17 protein-coding genes are annotated in these 18,652 nt (G+C 49.6%); 9 read left to right on the top strand and 8 right to left on the bottom strand.

Annotated features, from left to right (window positions below):
* Window positions 1–4: 4 nt before the first annotated feature.
* The 3 genes from Q366_RS06375 to Q366_RS06365 form a co-directional block, all read right to left on the bottom strand.
* On the bottom strand, window positions 5–1,255 hold the full coding sequence (locus tag Q366_RS06375) for an IMP cyclohydrolase (RefSeq protein ID WP_035237404.1): 1,251 nt from the start codon (window positions 1,253–1,255) through the stop codon (window positions 5–7).
* Between the two features lie 2 nt (window positions 1,256–1,257).
* Complete coding sequence (locus Q366_RS06370; RefSeq protein ID WP_035237403.1) at window positions 1,258–1,941, bottom strand: hypothetical protein; 684 nt, start codon at window positions 1,939–1,941, stop codon at window positions 1,258–1,260.
* A 79-nt stretch (window positions 1,942–2,020) separates the two neighbouring features.
* Complete coding sequence (locus Q366_RS06365) at window positions 2,021–2,731, bottom strand: YkgJ family cysteine cluster protein (protein ID WP_035237402.1); 711 nt, start codon at window positions 2,729–2,731, stop codon at window positions 2,021–2,023.
* A gap of 140 nt (window positions 2,732–2,871) precedes the next feature.
* On the opposite strand from Q366_RS06365, the gene Q366_RS06360 reads away from it, so the two are divergent.
* From Q366_RS06360 to Q366_RS06325, 8 genes are all read left to right on the top strand, one after another.
* Window positions 2,872–4,590 carry a carbon starvation CstA family protein gene (locus Q366_RS06360; RefSeq protein ID WP_035237401.1) on the top strand — a complete coding sequence of 573 codons (1,719 nt, stop codon included), beginning with the start codon at window positions 2,872–2,874 and terminating at the stop codon, window positions 4,588–4,590.
* Between the two features lie 44 nt (window positions 4,591–4,634).
* Entirely contained in the window at window positions 4,635–4,832 is a 198-nt protein-coding gene (locus tag Q366_RS06355; protein ID WP_035237400.1) for a hypothetical protein, read from the top strand.
* A 40-nt stretch (window positions 4,833–4,872) separates the two neighbouring features.
* A complete protein-coding gene (locus Q366_RS06350) occupies window positions 4,873–5,748 on the top strand; it encodes a 1,4-dihydroxy-2-naphthoate polyprenyltransferase (RefSeq protein ID WP_035237399.1) in 876 nt (291 codons plus the stop codon).
* 5 nt (window positions 5,749–5,753) lie between these two features.
* On the top strand, window positions 5,754–6,311 hold the full coding sequence (locus Q366_RS06345) for an NUDIX hydrolase (protein ID WP_035237398.1): 558 nt from the start codon (window positions 5,754–5,756) through the stop codon (window positions 6,309–6,311).
* Between the two features lie 98 nt (window positions 6,312–6,409).
* Window positions 6,410–8,560, top strand: a complete 2,151-nt coding sequence (locus Q366_RS06340; RefSeq protein WP_035237397.1) for a DEAD/DEAH box helicase — start codon at window positions 6,410–6,412, stop codon at window positions 8,558–8,560.
* A 22-nt stretch (window positions 8,561–8,582) separates the two neighbouring features.
* Complete coding sequence (ettA, locus tag Q366_RS06335; RefSeq protein WP_035237396.1) at window positions 8,583–10,265, top strand: energy-dependent translational throttle protein EttA; 1,683 nt, start codon at window positions 8,583–8,585, stop codon at window positions 10,263–10,265.
* A 14-nt stretch (window positions 10,266–10,279) separates the two neighbouring features.
* Window positions 10,280–11,623: a sigma-54 interaction domain-containing protein gene (locus Q366_RS06330; RefSeq protein ID WP_035237394.1), complete on the top strand. Its 1,344-nt coding sequence runs from the start codon at window positions 10,280–10,282 to the stop codon at window positions 11,621–11,623.
* A gap of 32 nt (window positions 11,624–11,655) precedes the next feature.
* The gene (locus Q366_RS06325) at window positions 11,656–12,015 is read left to right on the top strand and encodes a NifB/NifX family molybdenum-iron cluster-binding protein (protein WP_035237392.1); all 360 of its coding nucleotides are present in this window, start codon (window positions 11,656–11,658) and stop codon (window positions 12,013–12,015) included.
* Window positions 12,016–12,319: 304 nt separating this feature from the next.
* On the opposite strand, the gene Q366_RS06320 is transcribed toward Q366_RS06325, so the two are convergent.
* Window positions 12,320–13,642, bottom strand: coding sequence for an ammonium transporter (locus tag Q366_RS06320; RefSeq protein WP_035237390.1), 1,323 nt, complete (start codon window positions 13,640–13,642; stop codon window positions 12,320–12,322).
* 35 nt (window positions 13,643–13,677) lie between these two features.
* The gene (locus Q366_RS06315) at window positions 13,678–14,016 is read right to left on the bottom strand and encodes a P-II family nitrogen regulator (protein WP_035237388.1); all 339 of its coding nucleotides are present in this window, start codon (window positions 14,014–14,016) and stop codon (window positions 13,678–13,680) included.
* 547 nt (window positions 14,017–14,563) lie between these two features.
* On the opposite strand from Q366_RS06315, the gene Q366_RS06310 reads away from it, so the two are divergent.
* Window positions 14,564–15,613, top strand: a complete 1,050-nt coding sequence (locus tag Q366_RS06310; RefSeq protein WP_035237386.1) for a tetratricopeptide repeat protein — start codon at window positions 14,564–14,566, stop codon at window positions 15,611–15,613.
* 115 nt (window positions 15,614–15,728) lie between these two features.
* Here the strand turns inward: Q366_RS06310 and Q366_RS20100 are convergent, their stop codons facing one another.
* The 3 genes from Q366_RS20100 to Q366_RS06295 form a co-directional block, all read right to left on the bottom strand.
* Window positions 15,729–16,250 (bottom strand): M48 family metallopeptidase, encoded by a 522-nt coding sequence (locus Q366_RS20100; protein WP_051957861.1) that lies wholly within the window; start codon window positions 16,248–16,250, stop codon window positions 15,729–15,731.
* Complete coding sequence (locus Q366_RS06300) at window positions 16,250–16,915, bottom strand: tetratricopeptide repeat protein (RefSeq protein WP_035237384.1); 666 nt, start codon at window positions 16,913–16,915, stop codon at window positions 16,250–16,252. Before Q366_RS06300 ends, Q366_RS20100 begins: the two co-directional genes overlap by 1 nt.
* Window positions 16,916–17,012: 97 nt before the next feature.
* On the bottom strand, window positions 17,013–18,446 hold the full coding sequence (locus Q366_RS06295) for a M14 family metallopeptidase (RefSeq protein ID WP_051957860.1): 1,434 nt from the start codon (window positions 18,444–18,446) through the stop codon (window positions 17,013–17,015).
* Window positions 18,447–18,652 lie beyond the last annotated feature (206 nt).

Genomic DNA, 18,652 nt, shown 5'->3' with positions numbered 1-18,652 from the left:
AGGACTAGTGCTTAAAACTGCGCTGGCCTGTATATACCATGCTGGCCCCGGATTCATTGCAGGCTTCAATCGACTGGTAATCATTCATTGAACCGCCGGGCTGGATAACGGCTTTTACCCCCTGTCTTAACCCCACATCAATGCCGTCCCTGAACGGAAAAAAAGCATCTGAAACCATGGAAGACCCGATAAGTCCGCCCTTCTGCTTTGCCACATCCGCTTCAATCTCGGCTCTTTTATCTTCATCAGCCATGTCGGCAAAAGAGGTATGGTACCGTTCAAAACAGTACCGGTCACATAATTTGCGATAGGCCTTATCCACGGCGATTTCCGCAACGCCCACCCGGTCCTGTTCACCGGTGCCGATACCCACGGTGCAGTTGTCTTTTACATAAATTACGGAGTTGGACGTAATTCCCGATTCCACCAGCCAGCCGAAAAGCATATCCTGGTATTCCTGGTCCGTGGGTTCCCGGTCTATTTTATACGTTGTTCCCTTATATTCTGTGGACGCAATGAAAAGATCTTCTTTTTTAAGTGTCTTGGGCACAAAGGACCATTGGGCCACAATGCCGCCATCCATCAGACTTTTGAAATCCACCACCCGCTCACCAATAAAGGACTGCAGTTTGTCCATGGCGTTGATCCGGATCACACGCAGATTTTTCCGCCGGCCCAGAATGTCGAGAACCCCGTCCTCAAACTCCGGGGCCACCACCACCTCGGCATACTGGGCGGCAATGCCTTCGGCAGTTGCTTTGTCCACGGCCTTATTCAGGGCAATACATCCGCCAAACGCCGCCACACGGTCGGCCATATAGGCTTTGGCATAGGCCTGTTCCAGGCTGTTGGCCCGGGCAGCCCCGCAGGGGTTGTTGTGCTTGACAATGACGGCACAGGGGGTATCCGTAAAATACCGCAGGATATTCAGGGAGTTATCTGCATCAGTCAAATTGGTTTTTCCCGGGTGTTTGCCGGACTGCAACAGTTCAATATCAGACACAAGATGTTTGCCCGGCACAATGGTTTTTGCATCCCCCAGGGCCAGGTTTCCATTGACCAGCCGGTATAATGCGGCTTCCTGGCCCGGGTTCTCCCCGTAACGAAGGCCCTTTTGAACCCCGTCAATGATCCAGGAGACCTTTTCATAAAACAGGGTCTGCCGGTTATCGCCATCCACAAAAGAAATTTCCATGGCCGGGGTAAAATGGTCATCCATAATGGTTTTGTACATCTTTTTAAGATCTGTGCTCATATTTACTCCCCTGTTTGATAACACGATTGAACGTCTTTTTTTGAAAGCCCGACCAGATAATCGGCAATGGACCGGTCGTACCGGGCCGTATGCTCAAAGGCCTTTGACGCAAGTGAATACCGGTCTTCCATCCCCAAAGCCCCTTCCTTTGTTTTAAGAACCGCCAGAATAGTGTCATAGGATTTTGGATCCACCACCGGGGCCACCCGGATGAAATTTTTAGCGGCAGCCCGGATCATGGTCGGCCCGCCAATATCAATATTGCCCCGGGCGTTTTCCAGGGTAACATTTTCCCTGGCAATGGTCTGGGTAAATGGATAGAGATTGACCACAACCATATCAATGGGCAGCGCATGGGTTCTTTTCAAGTCATCCTGGTGGGCAGGGTTATACGTTTCAGTCAAAAGGCCCAGATAAATTTTAAAATCAAGGGTTTTAACAAGCCCCCCCTGGGTTTCAGGCTGGCCGGTATAATCAGAGACCTGTTTAAGACGGGTTTGGGCATCAGGTCCGAGAATCTCTTTTATTTTGGAATAGGTTCCGCCGGTGGATAAAATGGTGATATCCGGATTGATCCCAAGCAGACCCGGAATAAATTCCCCAAGCCCGCTTTTATCGGATACGCTGACCAGAATGGTCTTGATTTTAACCAGATCGTCTATTTTTTCTACCACATTTTTCGTCATGGCTGTTCCTTAAGGTATGATAATTAATGCTGTGTATTTTAAATGCAGGCATGCATTTAACGCATTCTTACGGGTGAAGTCAAGTTAAGGGGCGGTCATTTTTCCGGATCAGAGCCCCAAGGGACTGAACAAGATTCCGGGTTTTTCCGACATGCCCGGGCGGAATCATAAGTGCTGGAATCTTTAAATTTTTGACGGTTCCGGGGATTTTGTCTCTCCCCGGCACCCCGTTACAATCCAAGGCATCCGTCCCTGCATGTTCCAGCAGATCAAGGAAGTTGCCGTATACACCACCGGCATCCAGGTGTTCCACAAACTGCATAAAAACGGTTGTTATGGTTAATGCAAGAAACGGCATATCAGCCTGCCCTGTCTGCCGGCAGGGGGTGGTGGACATCATCACCCGGCACCCCAGGGGCCGGACCGGATAAATGGTGCAGATTCCGTTATCAAGCAAAGGACAGATCCCCCAGGACGGATCGTTTTCTTCCTCATCTGCATCACGGCCCGCCATGCAGGCCAAAGCAAATCCATTGGTAGTCTGAAAAGGCCGGTACCGTCGGGTTTGCCCGGCACGGTCCAGCCGTACACGAATATCGTCCCGGGCGAAGCCATCCAGCCGGTCGTGGATATAAGCGATTTCAAGACCTGTGGCAGTGACATTACAGGTACAGCAGTCTGCGCACTGTTTTGCGCAGGCAAAGGGGAACGCAGCCATGGCCGTGTCAAACATGGCGTAAATTTCCCCAAGGGTGTTCATCGCGTGATTTGATTTTGCAATGCATGTCATGGGCAATTTTAATCAACCGATTAAACTTAAACAAAATAGTTGTTCCTCCCATATCATCGGCGTATAGTCCCGTCAACAGTGGTGGTGGAAAATCGCATCAGAAAAGATATGAAAACAGGTAAAAAAACGGGAGGGCAAAAATGAACGTTTTATTAATCATGATACTGGTCTTTGCGGGCTATCTTATCATGTACAACCTTTACGGCCGGTACCTGGGCAGAAAAATATTCAACCTGACCCGGGAGGCAGGCGTCCCTGCCGTGGAGATGGAAGACGGGACAGATTACGTGCCCACCCAAAAAGAGGTAGTTTTTGGTCATCATTTTACTTCCATTGCCGGTACAGGACCCATTGTCGGCCCGGCTGTGGCCATTATCTGGGGGTGGGTGCCCGCCCTGATCTGGGTTTTTGTGGGCAGTATTTTCGTGGGTGCGGTTCACGACTTGGGTGCGTTAATCATCTCCATGAGAAACCAGGGCAAATCCATTGCCGATTACACGGCCAAATATGTAAACAACCGGACCCGGTTCTTTTTCTTTTTCATTGTATTTCTTGAACTGTGGATCTTTATTGCGGTATTGGGCCTTGTCATTGCCATTGTTTTCAGCATGTATCCGCAGTCCGTATTCCCAGTATGGTGCGAAGTTGTCATTGCCCTTCTGCTGGGCCATGCGGTTTACAAACGGGGCAAAAGCATCATGATCTGGTCCGTTGTTGCAGTTATCGCCATGTATATCACCGTTGCCACGGGTATTTATCTTCCCTTTAACATGCCGGAAATTGCAGAAATTCCCGCCACAGGCGTATGGAGCATCATTCTGTTGATTTACGCCTTCATCGCATCGGTTCTTCCGGTGACCACACTGCTGCAGCCCCGGGACTTCATCAACTCCCACCAGCTTTTAATCGCCATGGCCCTTTTGATTGCAGGTGTTTTTGCCTCTGCCTTTGGCGGCAACCTTGAAATTGTGGCCCCGGCTGTTCAGCTTAACCCTGAAAAAGCGCCTCCCATGTGGCCCTTCCTTTTCATCACCATTGCCTGCGGTGCCATCTCAGGCTTCCACGCCCTGGTGTCATCAGGCACCTCTGCCAAACAGGTCCGGTATGAAACCGACGCCCTTTTTGTGGGGTATGGATCCATGCTTCTGGAAGGTGCCCTTGCGGTTCTGGTTATTATATCTGTGGCCGCGGGTATCGGTATGGGCTATCCCACCCAAGACGGCCAGATACTGACTGGTGTGTCAGCCTGGACCACCCACTATTCATCCTGGACCGCCGCAGCTGGTCTTGGCTCTAAAATCAGCGCGTTTGTTGACGGCTCCGCCAATATGATTGCCGCTATGGGGATTCCCAAAAGCCTGTGCGTTGTTGTCATGGGGGTATTTGTGGCCTCATTTGCCGGCACCAGCCTGGATACCGCCACCCGTATCCAGCGCTACATGATTTCAGAGCTGTTTTCCAGTCTGAAACTTGACTTTCTTACAGGCAAATATGTCTCCACATTCCTGGCCGTTGCCACAGCCCTGGCCCTGGCCTTTGCCACAGGTGCCGGCGGCAAAGGCGCACTTAAACTGTGGCCCATGTTCGGTGCGGTGAACCAGACCCTGGCCGGGCTTGCACTGATCATCATTGCCACCTACTTGAAAACAAAAGGCGGTCTCAAGTGGATTGTGGCGGGTATCCCTGCCATTGCCATGATGGTGCTGACCATCTGGGCGCTCATTTTGAATCAGACCTCATATGGCGCAAGCCACAATGTACTGCTTCAAACAGTGAACGGCATCAGTCTTGTGCTGGCTGTCTGGATTTTCATTGAAGGCCTGATCAAAATTGCAACGGTGAAAACCGATGCAAACTGAAAACGGATTCGACATGACATCAAGATGTGCAGGGTGGCATTGCCATGATTAAGAACCGGCTGGTCAAAATAAAAACCGCCTTGGCCAATGCCTGGAAAACAGCGGATGAGGTGGCCCGGTGCAAGGGCGTTGACCGCTTACATGTGCCGCTCTTTGCGCCCTTGATCTTGCCGGCGCAGGTTACAGGTTGCAGTCTCTGGCTTGACAAACCGGCTGCAACCAGCGTATTTGCACTGCTATAATATTTTTGAATGCTTACAATAATACAGGTTGAAACATATTATGAATCTACACCACTGGTGGCTGGCCATCCGGCCCAAAACCCTTCCGGCAGCGGCCTGCCCGGTTGTTGTTGGCGCAGCCTGCGCTGTTTCCGACCACAGATTTTCAGCACTGATGTTTGCAGCCGCCCTGGCAGGCGCGTTATTAATCCAGATCTCCGTGAACCTGGCCAATGATTATTTTGATTTTCTGCACCACATTGACACCCCGGACCGGAAAGGCCCCAAGCGTATGACCCAAAGCGGCCTGATCGCCCCTGAAACCGTTCGAAACGCATTCATACTGACCATGCTGGCGGCCTTGGGTTTAGGCACTTTTCTGATTATGAAGGGCGGAGTTGTGATCCTGTATATTGTAATCGCCTCCCTTCTCGGGGTGATCTGTTACAGTGCCGGTCCATTTCCCATTGCATCCAACGGCCTTGGCGAGGTGTTTGTATTTATTTTTTTCGGGCCTGTGGCAGTGGTGGGCACCTATTATCTGATGGCCGGATGTGTGACACCGGCTGTTTTCATTGCATCCGTTCCCGTGGGCCTTTTGGTTACAGCCATTATCGTGGTTAACAATCTGCGGGATATCGGGACAGATGCCAGGGCGGGCAAGAGAACCCTGGCCGTAATCCTAGGCCCCTGGCGGACCAGGGTGGAGTTTGTATTTCTGGTCCTTTTCTCCTTTTTGATCCCCTGTCTGATGTTTGCCTCGGGCCGCTGGTCCTGGACCATTCTGCTGCCCCTGGCCGTATTCTGGAAATCCTGTCCCGTATTTAAAACCATTTTCGAACAGGACGGAAGAATCCTTAACCTGGCTCTTGCAGACACGGCAATGCTTGCGCTTATGTTCAGTGCTCTTTTTGCCATCGGGATCATGCTTGGATAACAGCCATGCCCCATACAAATCCCAACCGCACCCGGTTCAGGTTCTGCCCGTCCTGCGGCAGCAACAGCCTTGACCCTGACAGCATAAAATCGTTTAAATGCCGGGAATGCGGATTCGGATTCTTTCTTAACTGTGCTGCGGCAGCCATGGCCATTATCCTTGACCATCAAAACAGGATTCTGGTGACCGTGCGTGCAAAAGAACCCGGCAAAGGCACCCTTGATCTTCCGGGCGGTTTTGCCGAGCCCGGCGAAAGCATTGACCATGGCCTTGTCAGGGAGGTAAAGGAAGAACTGAACCTGGATATTTTCGACCTTAAATTTTTCTGTTCCTTTGCCAACACCTATCCGTACAATTGTGTGGTGTATCCCATCACCGACATGGCATTCACCTGCAAGGTCAGGGATTTTTCCTTAATTACACCCATGGATGATGTGGCCGGCTTCAGGTTTATACCGGTCCATGATCTTGACACCGGCATGTTCGGCATGGGTTCGGCACGGAATGTGCTGGAAAAATTTAAAAAAGCATATTCAAAGCAGTTACAGCACCCCAAGCGCTGAAAAGGACATGATTAAAGAATGATTAAATATGTGGCTTTTACAACGTACACCAGGGGAACCGTATTGTATATTTAATCAATTTGTGGTTTAAACGGAACATGAAAAAAAGATATTATCCTTCCGGGAAAAAAAAATCCGACTCCAGGCCCTCACGGCCCATCCGCTACCCCGAGCTGACTGCCGGGGCAGACAAGACATTGAAAAAAGTCTTTAACCGGATAGGTGTTCCCGAAAAACAGCCTTTCACACCGGACCCGTTTCAGCTTGAAGCCCTTGGGGCCATCAACATATCGGACTGTCTTGTCACAGCACCCACAGGTGCCGGAAAAACCTGGATTGCAGAGCAGGCCGCAAAACGGATATTGGAAAGCAACGGCAAGGTGTGGTATGCCACGCCTTTAAAGGCCCTGACCAATTCCATCCATGCCGGGTTTTCGAAAATTTTCGGCAAGGAAAAAGTGGGCATTCTCACCGGCGACATCAAGGAAAATACAAACGCAGACATCATCATCGGCACCACGGAAATTTTAAGAAACCAGCTTTATGATGCCATGTACACGGGCCAGAACCTGAAATGCGATCTGATCATTCTGGATGAAGCCCACTTTCTTGGCGATGCCGAGCGCGGGGTGGTGTGGGAGGAGATCATGATCTACCTGCCCGTGCGCATCCCGCTGCTTTTACTGTCCGCCACCATCGGCAACCCGGACCAGATTGCAGGCTGGCTGTCCACCATCCGGGACAAGGCGTGCAAAGTGGTGGAAAACACCACACGGCCGGTCCCCCTGGTTCCTTTATTTTTTCATCCGTCAGGTACCCTGTATCCGTTGCTTGAAAAAACAGGGAAGGACGGCAAGCGGACCCGTCTTCATAAAACGGTTTACCAATTCAACCAGTCAGGCAAACGCGCCACGCTGGCCCCGCCGGGAAAACTGCCCAGGTTTGCGGATATCCTCAAGGTACTTGCCCACTTTGACCTGCTGCCGGCCATCTTTTTTTTAAAATCCCGGTCCGAATGCGACCAGGCAATCAAATTATGCGATGACAGTCTGCTGAAAAATGCGCCTGAAAAAAAGCAGGCACTGATGGACCGGCTTGTACAACTCACGGCAGACAATCCCCACCTATCCGCCCATCCCCAGCGGCCTTATCTGGAGGAAACCGCTACGGCAGCCCACCATTCAGGGCATCTGCCTGCCTGGAAAGTGGTGGTGGAGACCTTAATGGCCGAAGGGCTTTTAGATGCCATGTTTGCCACCTCCACGGTGGCTGCAGGTGTGAATTTCCCGGCCAGGTCCGTGGTAATTCTAAATTCAGACCGGTTCAACGGCAAGGACTTCCTCTCTCTGACCCCCAGTGAATTCCAGCAGATGGCAGGCCGGGCCGGAAGACGCGGCATGGACAACATCGGATTTGCCACGGTACTGCCGGGCAAATACATGGATGTGTCCCTTGTGGCCAAACTGGTTAATGCCCCGCCTTTAAATGTGGATTCCCAGATCAAAATCGATTTTTCCATGGTGCTCAATCTGTTGTTATCCAACACCCCGGAGCAGGTGCGTACCCTTTTAGAAAAATCCTTTGCCTCCTATCTCATCGCCATTAGTGGGGATGCCGGAAAAAGCGGCAGAAAAGCCAGAAAAAAATTCGGCAGCGACCTGGAATATTTATGGCTGGATTTTACCGAACACATGGACTTTTTGATCCAGGAGGGCTTTGTCACCCCTGAAGGGGAAAGACCCTGCACCCTGACCGAAGACGGGATCTGGGCATCCAAACTACGCATTGACTCACCACTGCTTGTGGCCCAGAGCCTTCGGGACAAACTTCTGCCGGAACGTGACCCGGCACTGCTGGCAGCCATGATGGCCACATTTGTCAATGAAAAGGAGTTCAAGGATGATTTTCTATTTAACGCTACCCTTTCCAAACGGCTCAAGGATACGTTTCTGGATCTGCGCCGGGGCCTGAAGCCCTTTGCCATGAAAATGCTGCAATCGGGATTTCCCGCGCCCAACCTGTTTATCCAGCCGGCCTCCCTGGTTTATGCCTGGGCCCATGATACGCCCTGGGATGAGCTGATGCGCAAGTCAGATTTTGCCGAAGGGGATTTTGCCAGACTGATTCTGAGAACTGCGGAGAATCTTCGCCAGATGACCCATCTGGACCAGGATTTTCCGGTTTTTGCCAAAACAGCGGCCCAAGCCATTGACTTGATACGCAAAGCGCCTGTCATCACAGTATATTAAAGGATAGAATCCAGGAGGCCATATGACCGAAGATACTAAAAAAATAATTTATTCAATGATTAATGTGGGAAAATTACATGGCACCCGCCAGGTGCTCAAGGATATTTCCCTGTCCTATTTTTACGGGGCAAAAATCGGTGTGCTGGGCCTTAACGGTTCCGGTAAATCAACACTTTTAAAGATTATGGCAGGCATAGATACTGATTTTCTGGGTGAAACCATTTTATCCAAGGGATTTACCGTGGGGTTTCTTGAGCAGGAACCCCTGGTGGACTCGAATAAAACCGTGCGGGAAGTGGTGGAAGAAGGGGTCCAGGAGACCGTAGACCTTTTAAACGAATATGAAAAAATCTCCGAAGCCTTTGCCAACCCCATGTCCGATGATGAGATGGACGCACTCTTGGAAAAACAGGGAAAGCTTCAGGAAAAGCTTGACCACATCAATGCCTGGGACCTGGATGCCCAGCTGAAAATGGCAATGGATGCCCTTCGCTGTCCACCTGAAGATACGCCTGTCAGCGTGATCTCAGGCGGTGAAAAACGCCGGGTGGCCCTGTGCCGTCTGCTGCTGCAAAAACCAGACATTCTGCTTTTGGACGAGCCGACCAACCATCTTGACGCAGAATCCGTAGCCTGGCTGGAAGAGCATTTAAGCCGGTTTGAAGGCACGGTCATTGCCGTGACCCATGACCGCTATTTCCTGGACAATGTGGCTGGCTGGATTCTGGAACTGGACAGAGGAGAAGGCATTCCCTGGAAAGGCAACTACTCCTCCTGGCTGGAACAAAAACAGCAGCGTCTGTCACGGGAAGAAAAAAGCCAGAGCAAACGCAGCCAGACACTTTCCCGGGAGCTTGAGTGGATCAAGATGTCGCCCAAGGGCCGTCGTTCCAAATCCAAGGCCAGAATCACGGCCTATGAAGAATTGCTCAAAGAGGATGTTAAACAGCGGGAACAGAAAATGGAAATTTTTATTCCACCCGGACCACGGCTTGGGTCAAAGGTCGTTGTGGCGCAAAAGGTTTCCAAAGCCTTTGAGGACAAACTTCTGGTGGAAGATATGAATTTTGTCCTTCCGCCAGGTGCCATTGTCGGTGTAGTTGGCCCCAACGGCGCCGGCAAGACCACGCTGTTTAAAATGATTACCGGGAAAGAAAAACCCGATTCCGGCACCATTGAAATCGGCGACAGTGTGCGCCTCGCCTATGTGGACCAGGAACGGGACACCCTGGATCCTGAAAAGACCATCTATGAAGTGATCTCCGGCGGAAGTGAAACCCTTGTGATAGGCGGAAGGGAAATCAATGCCCGGGCTTATGTGGGCAAATTTAACTTCTCGGGCACGGATCAGCAGAAAAAGGTTAAAGATATTTCAGGCGGTGAGCGCAACCGGGTACACATGGCCACCATGCTGCAAAAACAGGCCAATCTGCTGCTTTTGGACGAGCCCACCAACGACCTGGATATCAATACCATGCGGGCATTGGAAGAAGCCCTTGAAAGCTTTGCAGGGTGTGCCGTGATCATCAGCCATGACCGGTGGTTTCTGGACCGCATCGCCACCCATATCCTGGCCTTTGAAGGAGACAGCCAGACCCTGTTCTTTGAAGGGTCTTATTCAGATTATGAAAAAGATCACAGAAAACGGCTGGGCATCAAGGAGAACCAGCCCACAAGAATCAAGTACCGCCAGATGACCCGGTAAACGGATTCCCCGACATGTCCCAAAATGATGGAAATACCCCGTTAAACACTGACACCACAAAAATCATCCTGGATTCAATTTCAGACGGGGTATTTACCATTGACTACAACTGGAAAATCACCTCTTTTAACAGGGCTGCCGAGGAGATTACCGGCATCTGCCGGCAGGATGCCATAGGCCGTCATTGCTGGGATGTTTTTCGCTCCAACATGTGCGAACAGGGCTGTGCCCTGAAAAAAACAATGGATCAGGGCAAACCCTTTGTATCAAGTTCCGCATATATTATTAACAACCAGCAAAAAAAGATTCCCATAACGGCATCCACCTCCCTGCTCATTGATAAAGATGGGGAGGTTCTGGGCGGGGTGGAAACCTTCAGGGACCACTCTGTGGTGGAAGCGTTGAGAAAGGAGCTGACCGGAGGCGTCCGGGTGGACGACATGGTGAGCAACTCCAGTGCCATGAAGAATATTTTCAATATCCTTCCCCAGATTGCTGAAAGCGATTCATCCGTTCTGATCGAAGGGGAAACAGGTACGGGAAAAGAGTTAATGGCAAGGGCCATTCACAACACCAGCCATAGAAAAGATTGTCCCTTTGTAGCCATCAACTGCGGGGCCCTGCCGGACACGTTGCTGGAGTCGGAACTGTTTGGATATAAAAAAGGGGCATTCACCCATGCCGTAAAAGACAAGCCCGGCCATTTTGCCCTGGCAGACAAGGGTACGATTTTTCTTGATGAAATCGCAGACACAAGCCCAGCCTTTCAGGTCAGGCTGCTTCGGGTACTTCAGGAACGCGAATACACGCCCCTTGGCGGTATTGCCAAAGAGCGATCCAATGTCAGAATCATTGCCGCCACCAATAAAAACCTGACAACCATGGTGGAAAACAAGGAATTCCGCCAGGATCTTTATTACCGCATTAATGTCATTAAAATATCCCTGCCCCCCCTGCGCCGTAGAATGGAGGATATTCCCTACCTGGCGGACCAATTTATCTCCCGGTTGAACCTGCGCCGGAACAAAATGATCCAGGGGCTTTCCCCAGAGGTGCTTGCCGCATTCATGGCCCATGATTTCCCCGGAAATATCAGGGAACTTGAAAATATCATTGAACATGCCTTTGTCCTGTGCGCCAAAGCGTTCATCACCATGGCGCATCTGCCGCCGTCGCTTGCAGCCAAATCAGGACCGGGAACCGGTAAAAATATAAATCCGGTGGTTGAAGCCCAGATCAAAATGATTACAGACGCGTTGAAACGGAACAATAACAACCGTAATGCCGCAGCCAGGGACCTGGGCATTCACAAAAGCACCCTGTTCAGGCGGATCAAAAAACTGGGAATCCAGTTGTAAATGCACACATAAAATTCCTGGAGGAGGAGATCATGAAAATTGCGATTACCACTTGGGGAAACCGGGTCTCTCCGGTGTTTGACGCAGCAAAAACCCTTTTGATTGCAGAGATTGAAAATCACAGCATTCATAACAATAAATATGAATCTTTCCAGCCGGATGATGTCATCGCCCTTGCAGCGCTTTTAAACCGTGAAAAAGTCACGGCCCTGATTTGCGGGGCAATTTCGGAATCCTGTGCGGCCCGGCTTGTTGAAAACGAAATCCGTATATTCGCCTTTGTCACCGGAAATGCCATGGATATACTGGATTGTCTGGCTAGGCATAATACCATTAAACCCGCTTTTATGATGCCCGGATGCACGCCGCTACCAGGAAGGCCTTTGGCCTGATCCCCCCTACCCCATACGGATCGCAAGCCCACAACAAACAATGAAACGTGTAAAGCCAAGGGCTAAAATAGGCGCCGCAGGCGCTTGCCCTCTTGTTTCTTGTATCTTGTCTCTAGTTTCATAAAAAAAGACCTGCCGCCTGGGAGGGAGGCGGCAGGTGCGTCAGGCGTTTCGCGCGTAAGGAGAGGAGGACGCGAAGCGGATCTACAGGTGGTTGCGTTAACTTTTTAGCACAGTCTCCTCCTGCATGTGAGGGAGAATGCCAGGCTACCGCCGGAGTTTCCGGAAGTAGCCGGAGGCATGATTAATGGTTGGGTAAAAAGTCAGGATATGCATTGCCGCCATGTTCTGTGGAGTCGAGCCCTTCCATTTCTTCTTCCGGGGATACTCTTAAGCCCATGGTCGTATCAATGATCTTGAACAGGATAAAAGCCGTGCAAAATGTCCATGCAAAGCAGGAAACAATACCAATGCACTGTACGGAAAGGATCTTCATGCTTGTGCCGCCGATGTTAAATATACCAGCAGCAAGGGTTCCCCAGGCACCGCATACACCGTGTACGGAAACTGCGCCAACAGGGTCGTCAATTCTGATTTTATCAAAAAACAGTACGGAAAAGACAACCAGAATACCGGCGACGGCACCGATCACAATGGCGGAACCAGGCGTAACATTGGCACAGCCGGCAGTAATACCCACAAGACCTGCCAGGGCACCGTTCAAGCTCATGCCCACTTCAGGCTTTCCAAACTTAACCCAGGAAACGATCATGGATATAACACAGCCTGTGGCAGCAGCCAGGTTGGTATTTACAAAAATCATTGCAATGTCGGTATTTGCAGCAGTGGTGGAACCCGGGTTGAAACCGAACCAGCCGATCCACAGGATAAACACGCCAAGGGCGGCCAGGGGGATATTGTGACCAAGAATAGGTTTAACATGACCGTCTTTGGTGAACTTTCCAATACGGGGCCCCAGAACGATGGCACCTGCCAATGCAGCCCAGCCACCCACAGAGTGAACAACTGTGGAGCCTGCAAAATCAATGAACCCAAGACCTTCAAGCCAGCCGGAACCGTTAAACAACGATCCCCAGGCCCAGGAACCAAAGATGGGATAGATCAATGCGGACAGAACCGCGCTGTATATAAGGTAACCGGTAAATTTGGTACGTTCAGCCATGGCACCCGAAACAATGGTGGCAGCCGTCGCGGCAAACACAACCTGGAACATCCAGAAGGCCAGTACCCAGGGATCTCCTCCGACCTCAAAATCACTTAGAAAAAAGCCGGTGGTACCGAAAAAACCGGTTTTAGAGGTACCGAACATCAGGCCGAAACCAATGGCCCAGAAGAAAAGTGATCCCATGGAAAAGTCCATCAGGTTTTTCATCATAATGTTTACAGCGTTTTTCGCACGGGTGAAACCTGCCTCCACCATGGCGAACCCGGCCTGCATAAAGAAAACAAGGGCCGCTGCAACAAGGGTCCAGACGTAGTCGGCATGGGTCTGGACCAGTTTAATGGCCTCGGCATTAGAGAGCACTGTCGGGGCGTCGTCTGTCCCGGCCCATGCGGCTGTGATAGTGCAAGCCAACGAAGTCAGAATCATCAGTACATACTTCATGTTTTTTTAATCTCCTATTATTATTAATTTAAATTTTATAAAGCTTCTGTTCCGGTTTCACCCGTACGAATACGGACAACATTTTCCACAGGAAGAACAAATATTTTACCATCACCGATTTTTCCTGTTTTCGCTGTTTCTACTATTGTATCCACCACAGCCTGGACCTGGTCATCTGCAACACAGATTTTAAGTTCAACTTTGGGGACAAAGTCTGTCTGATATTCTGCGCCCCGGTACACCTCTTTGTGGCCTTTCTGGCGGCCGAAACCCTTGACTTCCGAAATAGTCATCCCGTTAATGCTGATTTTGGCTAAAGCATCTTTAACCTCATCCACCTTGAACGGTTTAATTACCGCTACAATTTTTTTCATTTTTTCTTCCTCATGTTAAATGTGCATTAAAACAACGTATGCTCTGTAGAAAGCAAGAGAGATGCCAAAAATCATACTTTTTAATATTTTAATACATCTACTTGAAATTAAATAACATTTCCATGCAGGTGCTGGGAGAGCGCCTTTAAAAGAAATGACATTTTTGGAGTTTAATGAATTGCATTAATGTAATTTCACCATTATGAATAAAATTCAGGCGTGAAATAAATACACTTTTGTGTTTTCATACACAAGCAACAAAAAGAAGAAACAAAGATGAGTACCCATAAGGGATTTAAAGGGCATTAAAATTTCGTGCAAGGTCTTTTCCCGGGAATAGCGGCGGAAAACAATTATGTAGAATATGGCAGGCGCAGACGGCAAGCGGCCACTTTGGAAATCAATACAGAACCAAGGCCCAGCAGGCAGTTTACAATTTTTTCCCATTGACAAAAAATCAACCGCGTTACTATATATAGGATTAACTGAAATATCAAACAAAGCATCACAATTGGCTGTATATTTATTGTGATTAGGTATACTGCTAATGCAAAAGAGCGTTAAAGAAAAAAAAGAAGAAAATGATGCGATCAAGGCATTGGATTTATGCAAAAGTGCCCGTGAACTTATTCGCATTCGAAAGCCCAGACAAGCGGAAGCCTTGTTGCTGAAGGCTCTGAAAATATTGCCGATAAACCCTTATGTACTGGTTGCGTTAGGTGATGCCAAACGAATGCAAAAACAGTTTAGAACGGCTGCAACATATTATCAAAAATGCCTTAAGGCAGATCCGCTGAATCCTTTTGCCATGTCCGGTCTTGGCGACGCATACAGGGGCAGCAATAACCTGGACAGAGCCATTGACATCTGGGCCCGGGCCCTGGATGCCTACCCTGAAAACTACCTTGTGATGACCCGGCTGGCTGATGCGTTAACCAAAAAAGGAGACCTTACCGCTGCCAGACAGGTCTATGAAAAAGCCATCAACCTGAACCCTGATGATCCCTTTGCCCTGTCAGGCCTTGGAAATATCTTAGTCCGCCTCAAGGAATTTGACCGGGCCTGGCCGCTTCTTGAAAAGCTTGTAATCAAACAGCCCCAAAACCCCAGAGCCATCGGCGCACTGGCCAACTTTTACCGCCGGCAAGAAGATTTTTCCAAAGCAAAGTCCCTGTTCCAACGGATTCTGGATATTGACCCCCGGAATGTCTATGCCATGGACGGGCTGGCAGATTGTGCCCGGGGCAACAAAGAATACGAAAAGGCCAAACAGCTGTGGGAAAAGGCCATGGCAGCCGGAATGAGTCGGGCCATCGCAAAAACGCGCATTGCAGATGCCTGCCTGCAGATGAAACAGTTCTCCCAGGCAAGACATTATTATGATCAGGTATTGTCTATATCCGAAGACAAATTTGCCCTGTTCGGGCTGCTGCGTCTTATAGAAGCAGAGCCGGGGGACAAACGGGATAAAATTACGGATGCGGCAAAAATTCTGAGCCGGTTGTTTGCCCTTGATCCATTTGATGATCGGACCCTGTATGAATTTAACGTGTTCAGAACTCGGTATCCGGAAATGGATGCCTATATCCAGGCCTGATTCAGGTCTTTATTCAGACCACAGCCTTGTTGCGCTTCTGCTGTCGGCCTATGCCGATGGTGTTCGAAAACCCAGACAGGGCAAGAACTGAATCTATGCCTTGCATCTCCTGCCCTTATCTTAACTCTATTGTGTTCAGGCGCGCATCGTTTTCCTTCCAGTCAGGCAGATATATTTCCATAATCTGGTAGAAGCGCCGGGTGTGCCCCGGTTCCAGCAGGTGAACCAGTTCATGGACCAGCACATACTCCAGCAGGCAGGGTTCCAGATGCACAAAAACCGTATTAATCCATATGCGCTTTGCAACCGTGTTACAGGATCCCCATCGGGTTTTCATCTTTTTCAGCCGGAATTCAGCCGGTGCCACACCCATGACAGGCTGCCATTTTTCAAGCAGAATCTGAATGCGTTTATTTAAGAGATTACGCAGCCATCGATTCCACAGATTTGCCTCCTTTTTCGGATCAAAACCGGAAGGTGCCCGGATAACGATTTCGGATTCGGAATTCAAACAGATCCCGGGCCGGGCATTGCAGGTCCCACGCACCACGGGCAGTTGCCGTCCCCATACCATGCATGAAAAGCCGTCCTTCATTTCTTTTGGGGGGCCGGGAAAAAACCGGCTGATGTCCTGCATTACGATGATTGGATTTTCAGGGTTTTAATCAGCTCAGACACCAGTTTTCCCCCGGATGTCCGGGCAGTTGGATTCACTTTTACCAGTTGCTCCCAGGCTTCAATGGCTTTGGGGAGATCATTGAGATCGTGCATGTAAACAATGCCCTTGTTAAACCAGGCGGTTTCAAAATCAGGCTGAACAGCAACGGCCTTGTTAAAGGCTTCCAGGGCTTTTTCAGGTTCATTGTTCCGTCGATACATCACCCCAAGGTCTGTGAGCACATGTGGATTGTCCGGCTGAATGGACAGGGCTTTTCCATAGGCATTGATGGCATCCCCCAAACGGTCCAGGTCAAAAAAGGTATTGCCCAGTTCGATCCAGGCCTGGGCATTATCAGGATTTTCCTTCAAAAACGCCTGCATTTCCCTGATACGGGGCTCTGCCATGGTTGCAAGGTCCGGTCTTTGATCTTCTCCCGTCTCTTTTCCAGGAGTAGGCATGCCTTTTGGCATAGTCCCCATCATGGCCGGCGGCATATGTCCAATGCCTGGCTGCCTTGAATCTGCCAGCTTAAATGATGTATATGCGGTGCCAATCAAAAACCCCAGTGTCAGGGAGATGAGAAGGGAAATATAAAAGGTCTGGCGGGTGATCATTTTCTCTTTTTTTGTGTCCTGATTCATTTTTCCTGCTTTAAAAATTCCTTGTTAATCAATCGAGCTGAGCTATTCAAGCCGTACCGCTGTAAAGAAAACCTGTTTTACCTTTAAAAGATTGGTCTTACCTGAACACCTGTTCTTTAATAGTGAAATGGCTGGTGGTCCCGACCATGTCGGCGGTTTTGTCCTGAAACCGGAAGTCCGCAAGCACCATACCATTGAATTTACCCTGGCTGTAGACTTCAATCCTGAAAATCCGGCCGTCCCGGTCAATTGAAAAACGCTGCATACAATCGTTTCTGGTAACAAGGACACCTGCCTCGTCCTCTATATCCTGTTTTGAAAATCCAATGATATTCACCCGGTGATCCGGTATGGGATGCACCATAAACTGCTCTTTAACCGAAATCCGGGAGCCAAAGGGAACCTGTTTTCTTTGTCCGTCAACGTCCATCTCAATACTGTCGATTCCCAGATCATATTCAAAATACTGGGGCCTGAGCCGGGAAAGGCAGCGGTTGCCGTGGTACAGGCTGAAATCCGATTTATTATGCACCAGGGCCAGCAGGGGATTATTGACCAGAAACTGCAGCCCACTGTTCTTTTCCATGGGCAGGTAATTGATGCGACTGCGTATATTTTCAGCATAGATCAAAATTCTGCGCTCACCCAGGGTCAGGGCGATATCCTTGTCAATGGCCATTCCTATTTCACTTCTGGTTAAAGAAAAATCACGTTCAAAAGAGATCCCGGCCTTTTTTAAAAAGGATTCAATGGCCAGAAGGTGATAATATACACGCCCTGGGGTCAGAAAGGATTTGCTGGCTTCAACACCAAAGGCGGGTTTCTCATTTTTCAGGGCAAAAAAGGTAAGTGTTTTTGCCATTTCCTCGTCCCCTTCTGCTGTCCGGGTATTTTTAACGCGCACCGTATGACCGGGATCGATAAGATGGGCATTGACATCTTGGGCACACTGCTGTGCCGTGGCTGCAAGATCACAAAACAGGCCTGTGTATTTTGCAGGCATCCGGGCCTGGTCAATGATAATGCTTTGCCCCCATCTGTCAGGATTGCGCAGATTGCTTTCACGGGTGGGCGTAAAAAATCCCGAGCCGTCATGCAGATTTAAAATAAAATCCACACCCGGGTCAGTGATCATTGATTTTATTTTAACAATGGTCTGCCGTTCGGGATCTGTTTTGCTCACCTGGTCAAATTTGCGGTTCATGTCCCCGTAAACACCCCGGCTGCGCTTAATAATACTTTCAAAATTGAGGTTCGGCACCACAATGACCTGGCCGGACAGAATTTTATACCGGGTGGCAATAAGGGCCGCAGCATTGAATCCGCCCGGCTCATCCCCCTGGATACCGCCCACGATCAGGGCTGTTTTTCCAGGCACCTTTGATGTCAGCGTATGCACACTGAAGCCCAGGTCGGATTGGGATGCAAACACCAACCCTGCAGACCAGAAAACAGCAGCGATGCCCAAAGCCGACATCACGGGCAGACGCCGGGCCAACAGGCAAAAGAATCTATTATAAAGAGAATGCATTGATATCATAAGGTGTATTAATACAGACGAACCCTTTTTTTTAGGTTTCTATTCTTATCCTGCATACAGTATCAAATAGCAGGCAAAATGGAAACGCCCCTATGAATTTCCCCTAAAAAAAGATTTATCCCCAAAAAATAAAGTAAAATTTTCCCATAGAAATTTTTATCTGAAAAAGTTTAACCACGGAAATCACAGAAGACACT

It is taken from the genome of Desulfobacter vibrioformis DSM 8776 (assembly GCF_000745975.1).
GTDB lineage: Bacteria > Desulfobacterota > Desulfobacteria > Desulfobacterales > Desulfobacteraceae > Desulfobacter > Desulfobacter vibrioformis.
This window is presented reverse-complemented; position numbering and strand designations above follow the sequence as displayed.

Coding starts and splice junctions, on each gene's coding strand:
- Q366_RS06375 (WP_035237404.1), bottom strand. CDS start 1,255: ATGAGCACAGATCTTAAAAAGATGTACAAAACCATTATGGATGACCAT.
- Q366_RS06370 (WP_035237403.1), bottom strand. CDS start 1,941: ATGACGAAAAATGTGGTAGAAAAAATAGACGATCTGGTTAAAATCAAG.
- Q366_RS06365 (WP_035237402.1), bottom strand. CDS start 2,731: ATGACATGCATTGCAAAATCAAATCACGCGATGAACACCCTTGGGGAA.
- Q366_RS06360 (WP_035237401.1), top strand. CDS start 2,872: ATGAACGTTTTATTAATCATGATACTGGTCTTTGCGGGCTATCTTATC.
- Q366_RS06355 (WP_035237400.1), top strand. CDS start 4,635: ATGATTAAGAACCGGCTGGTCAAAATAAAAACCGCCTTGGCCAATGCC.
- Q366_RS06350 (WP_035237399.1), top strand. CDS start 4,873: ATGAATCTACACCACTGGTGGCTGGCCATCCGGCCCAAAACCCTTCCG.
- Q366_RS06345 (WP_035237398.1), top strand. CDS start 5,754: ATGCCCCATACAAATCCCAACCGCACCCGGTTCAGGTTCTGCCCGTCC.
- Q366_RS06340 (WP_035237397.1), top strand. CDS start 6,410: ATGAAAAAAAGATATTATCCTTCCGGGAAAAAAAAATCCGACTCCAGG.
- ettA (WP_035237396.1), top strand. CDS start 8,583: ATGACCGAAGATACTAAAAAAATAATTTATTCAATGATTAATGTGGGA.
- Q366_RS06330 (WP_035237394.1), top strand. CDS start 10,280: ATGTCCCAAAATGATGGAAATACCCCGTTAAACACTGACACCACAAAA.
- Q366_RS06325 (WP_035237392.1), top strand. CDS start 11,656: ATGAAAATTGCGATTACCACTTGGGGAAACCGGGTCTCTCCGGTGTTT.
- Q366_RS06320 (WP_035237390.1), bottom strand. CDS start 13,642: ATGAAGTATGTACTGATGATTCTGACTTCGTTGGCTTGCACTATCACA.
- Q366_RS06315 (WP_035237388.1), bottom strand. CDS start 14,016: ATGAAAAAAATTGTAGCGGTAATTAAACCGTTCAAGGTGGATGAGGTT.
- Q366_RS06310 (WP_035237386.1), top strand. CDS start 14,564: ATGCAAAAGAGCGTTAAAGAAAAAAAAGAAGAAAATGATGCGATCAAG.
- Q366_RS20100 (WP_051957861.1), bottom strand. CDS start 16,250: ATGCAGGACATCAGCCGGTTTTTTCCCGGCCCCCCAAAAGAAATGAAG.
- Q366_RS06300 (WP_035237384.1), bottom strand. CDS start 16,915: ATGAATCAGGACACAAAAAAAGAGAAAATGATCACCCGCCAGACCTTT.
- Q366_RS06295 (WP_051957860.1), bottom strand. CDS start 18,446: ATGCATTCTCTTTATAATAGATTCTTTTGCCTGTTGGCCCGGCGTCTG.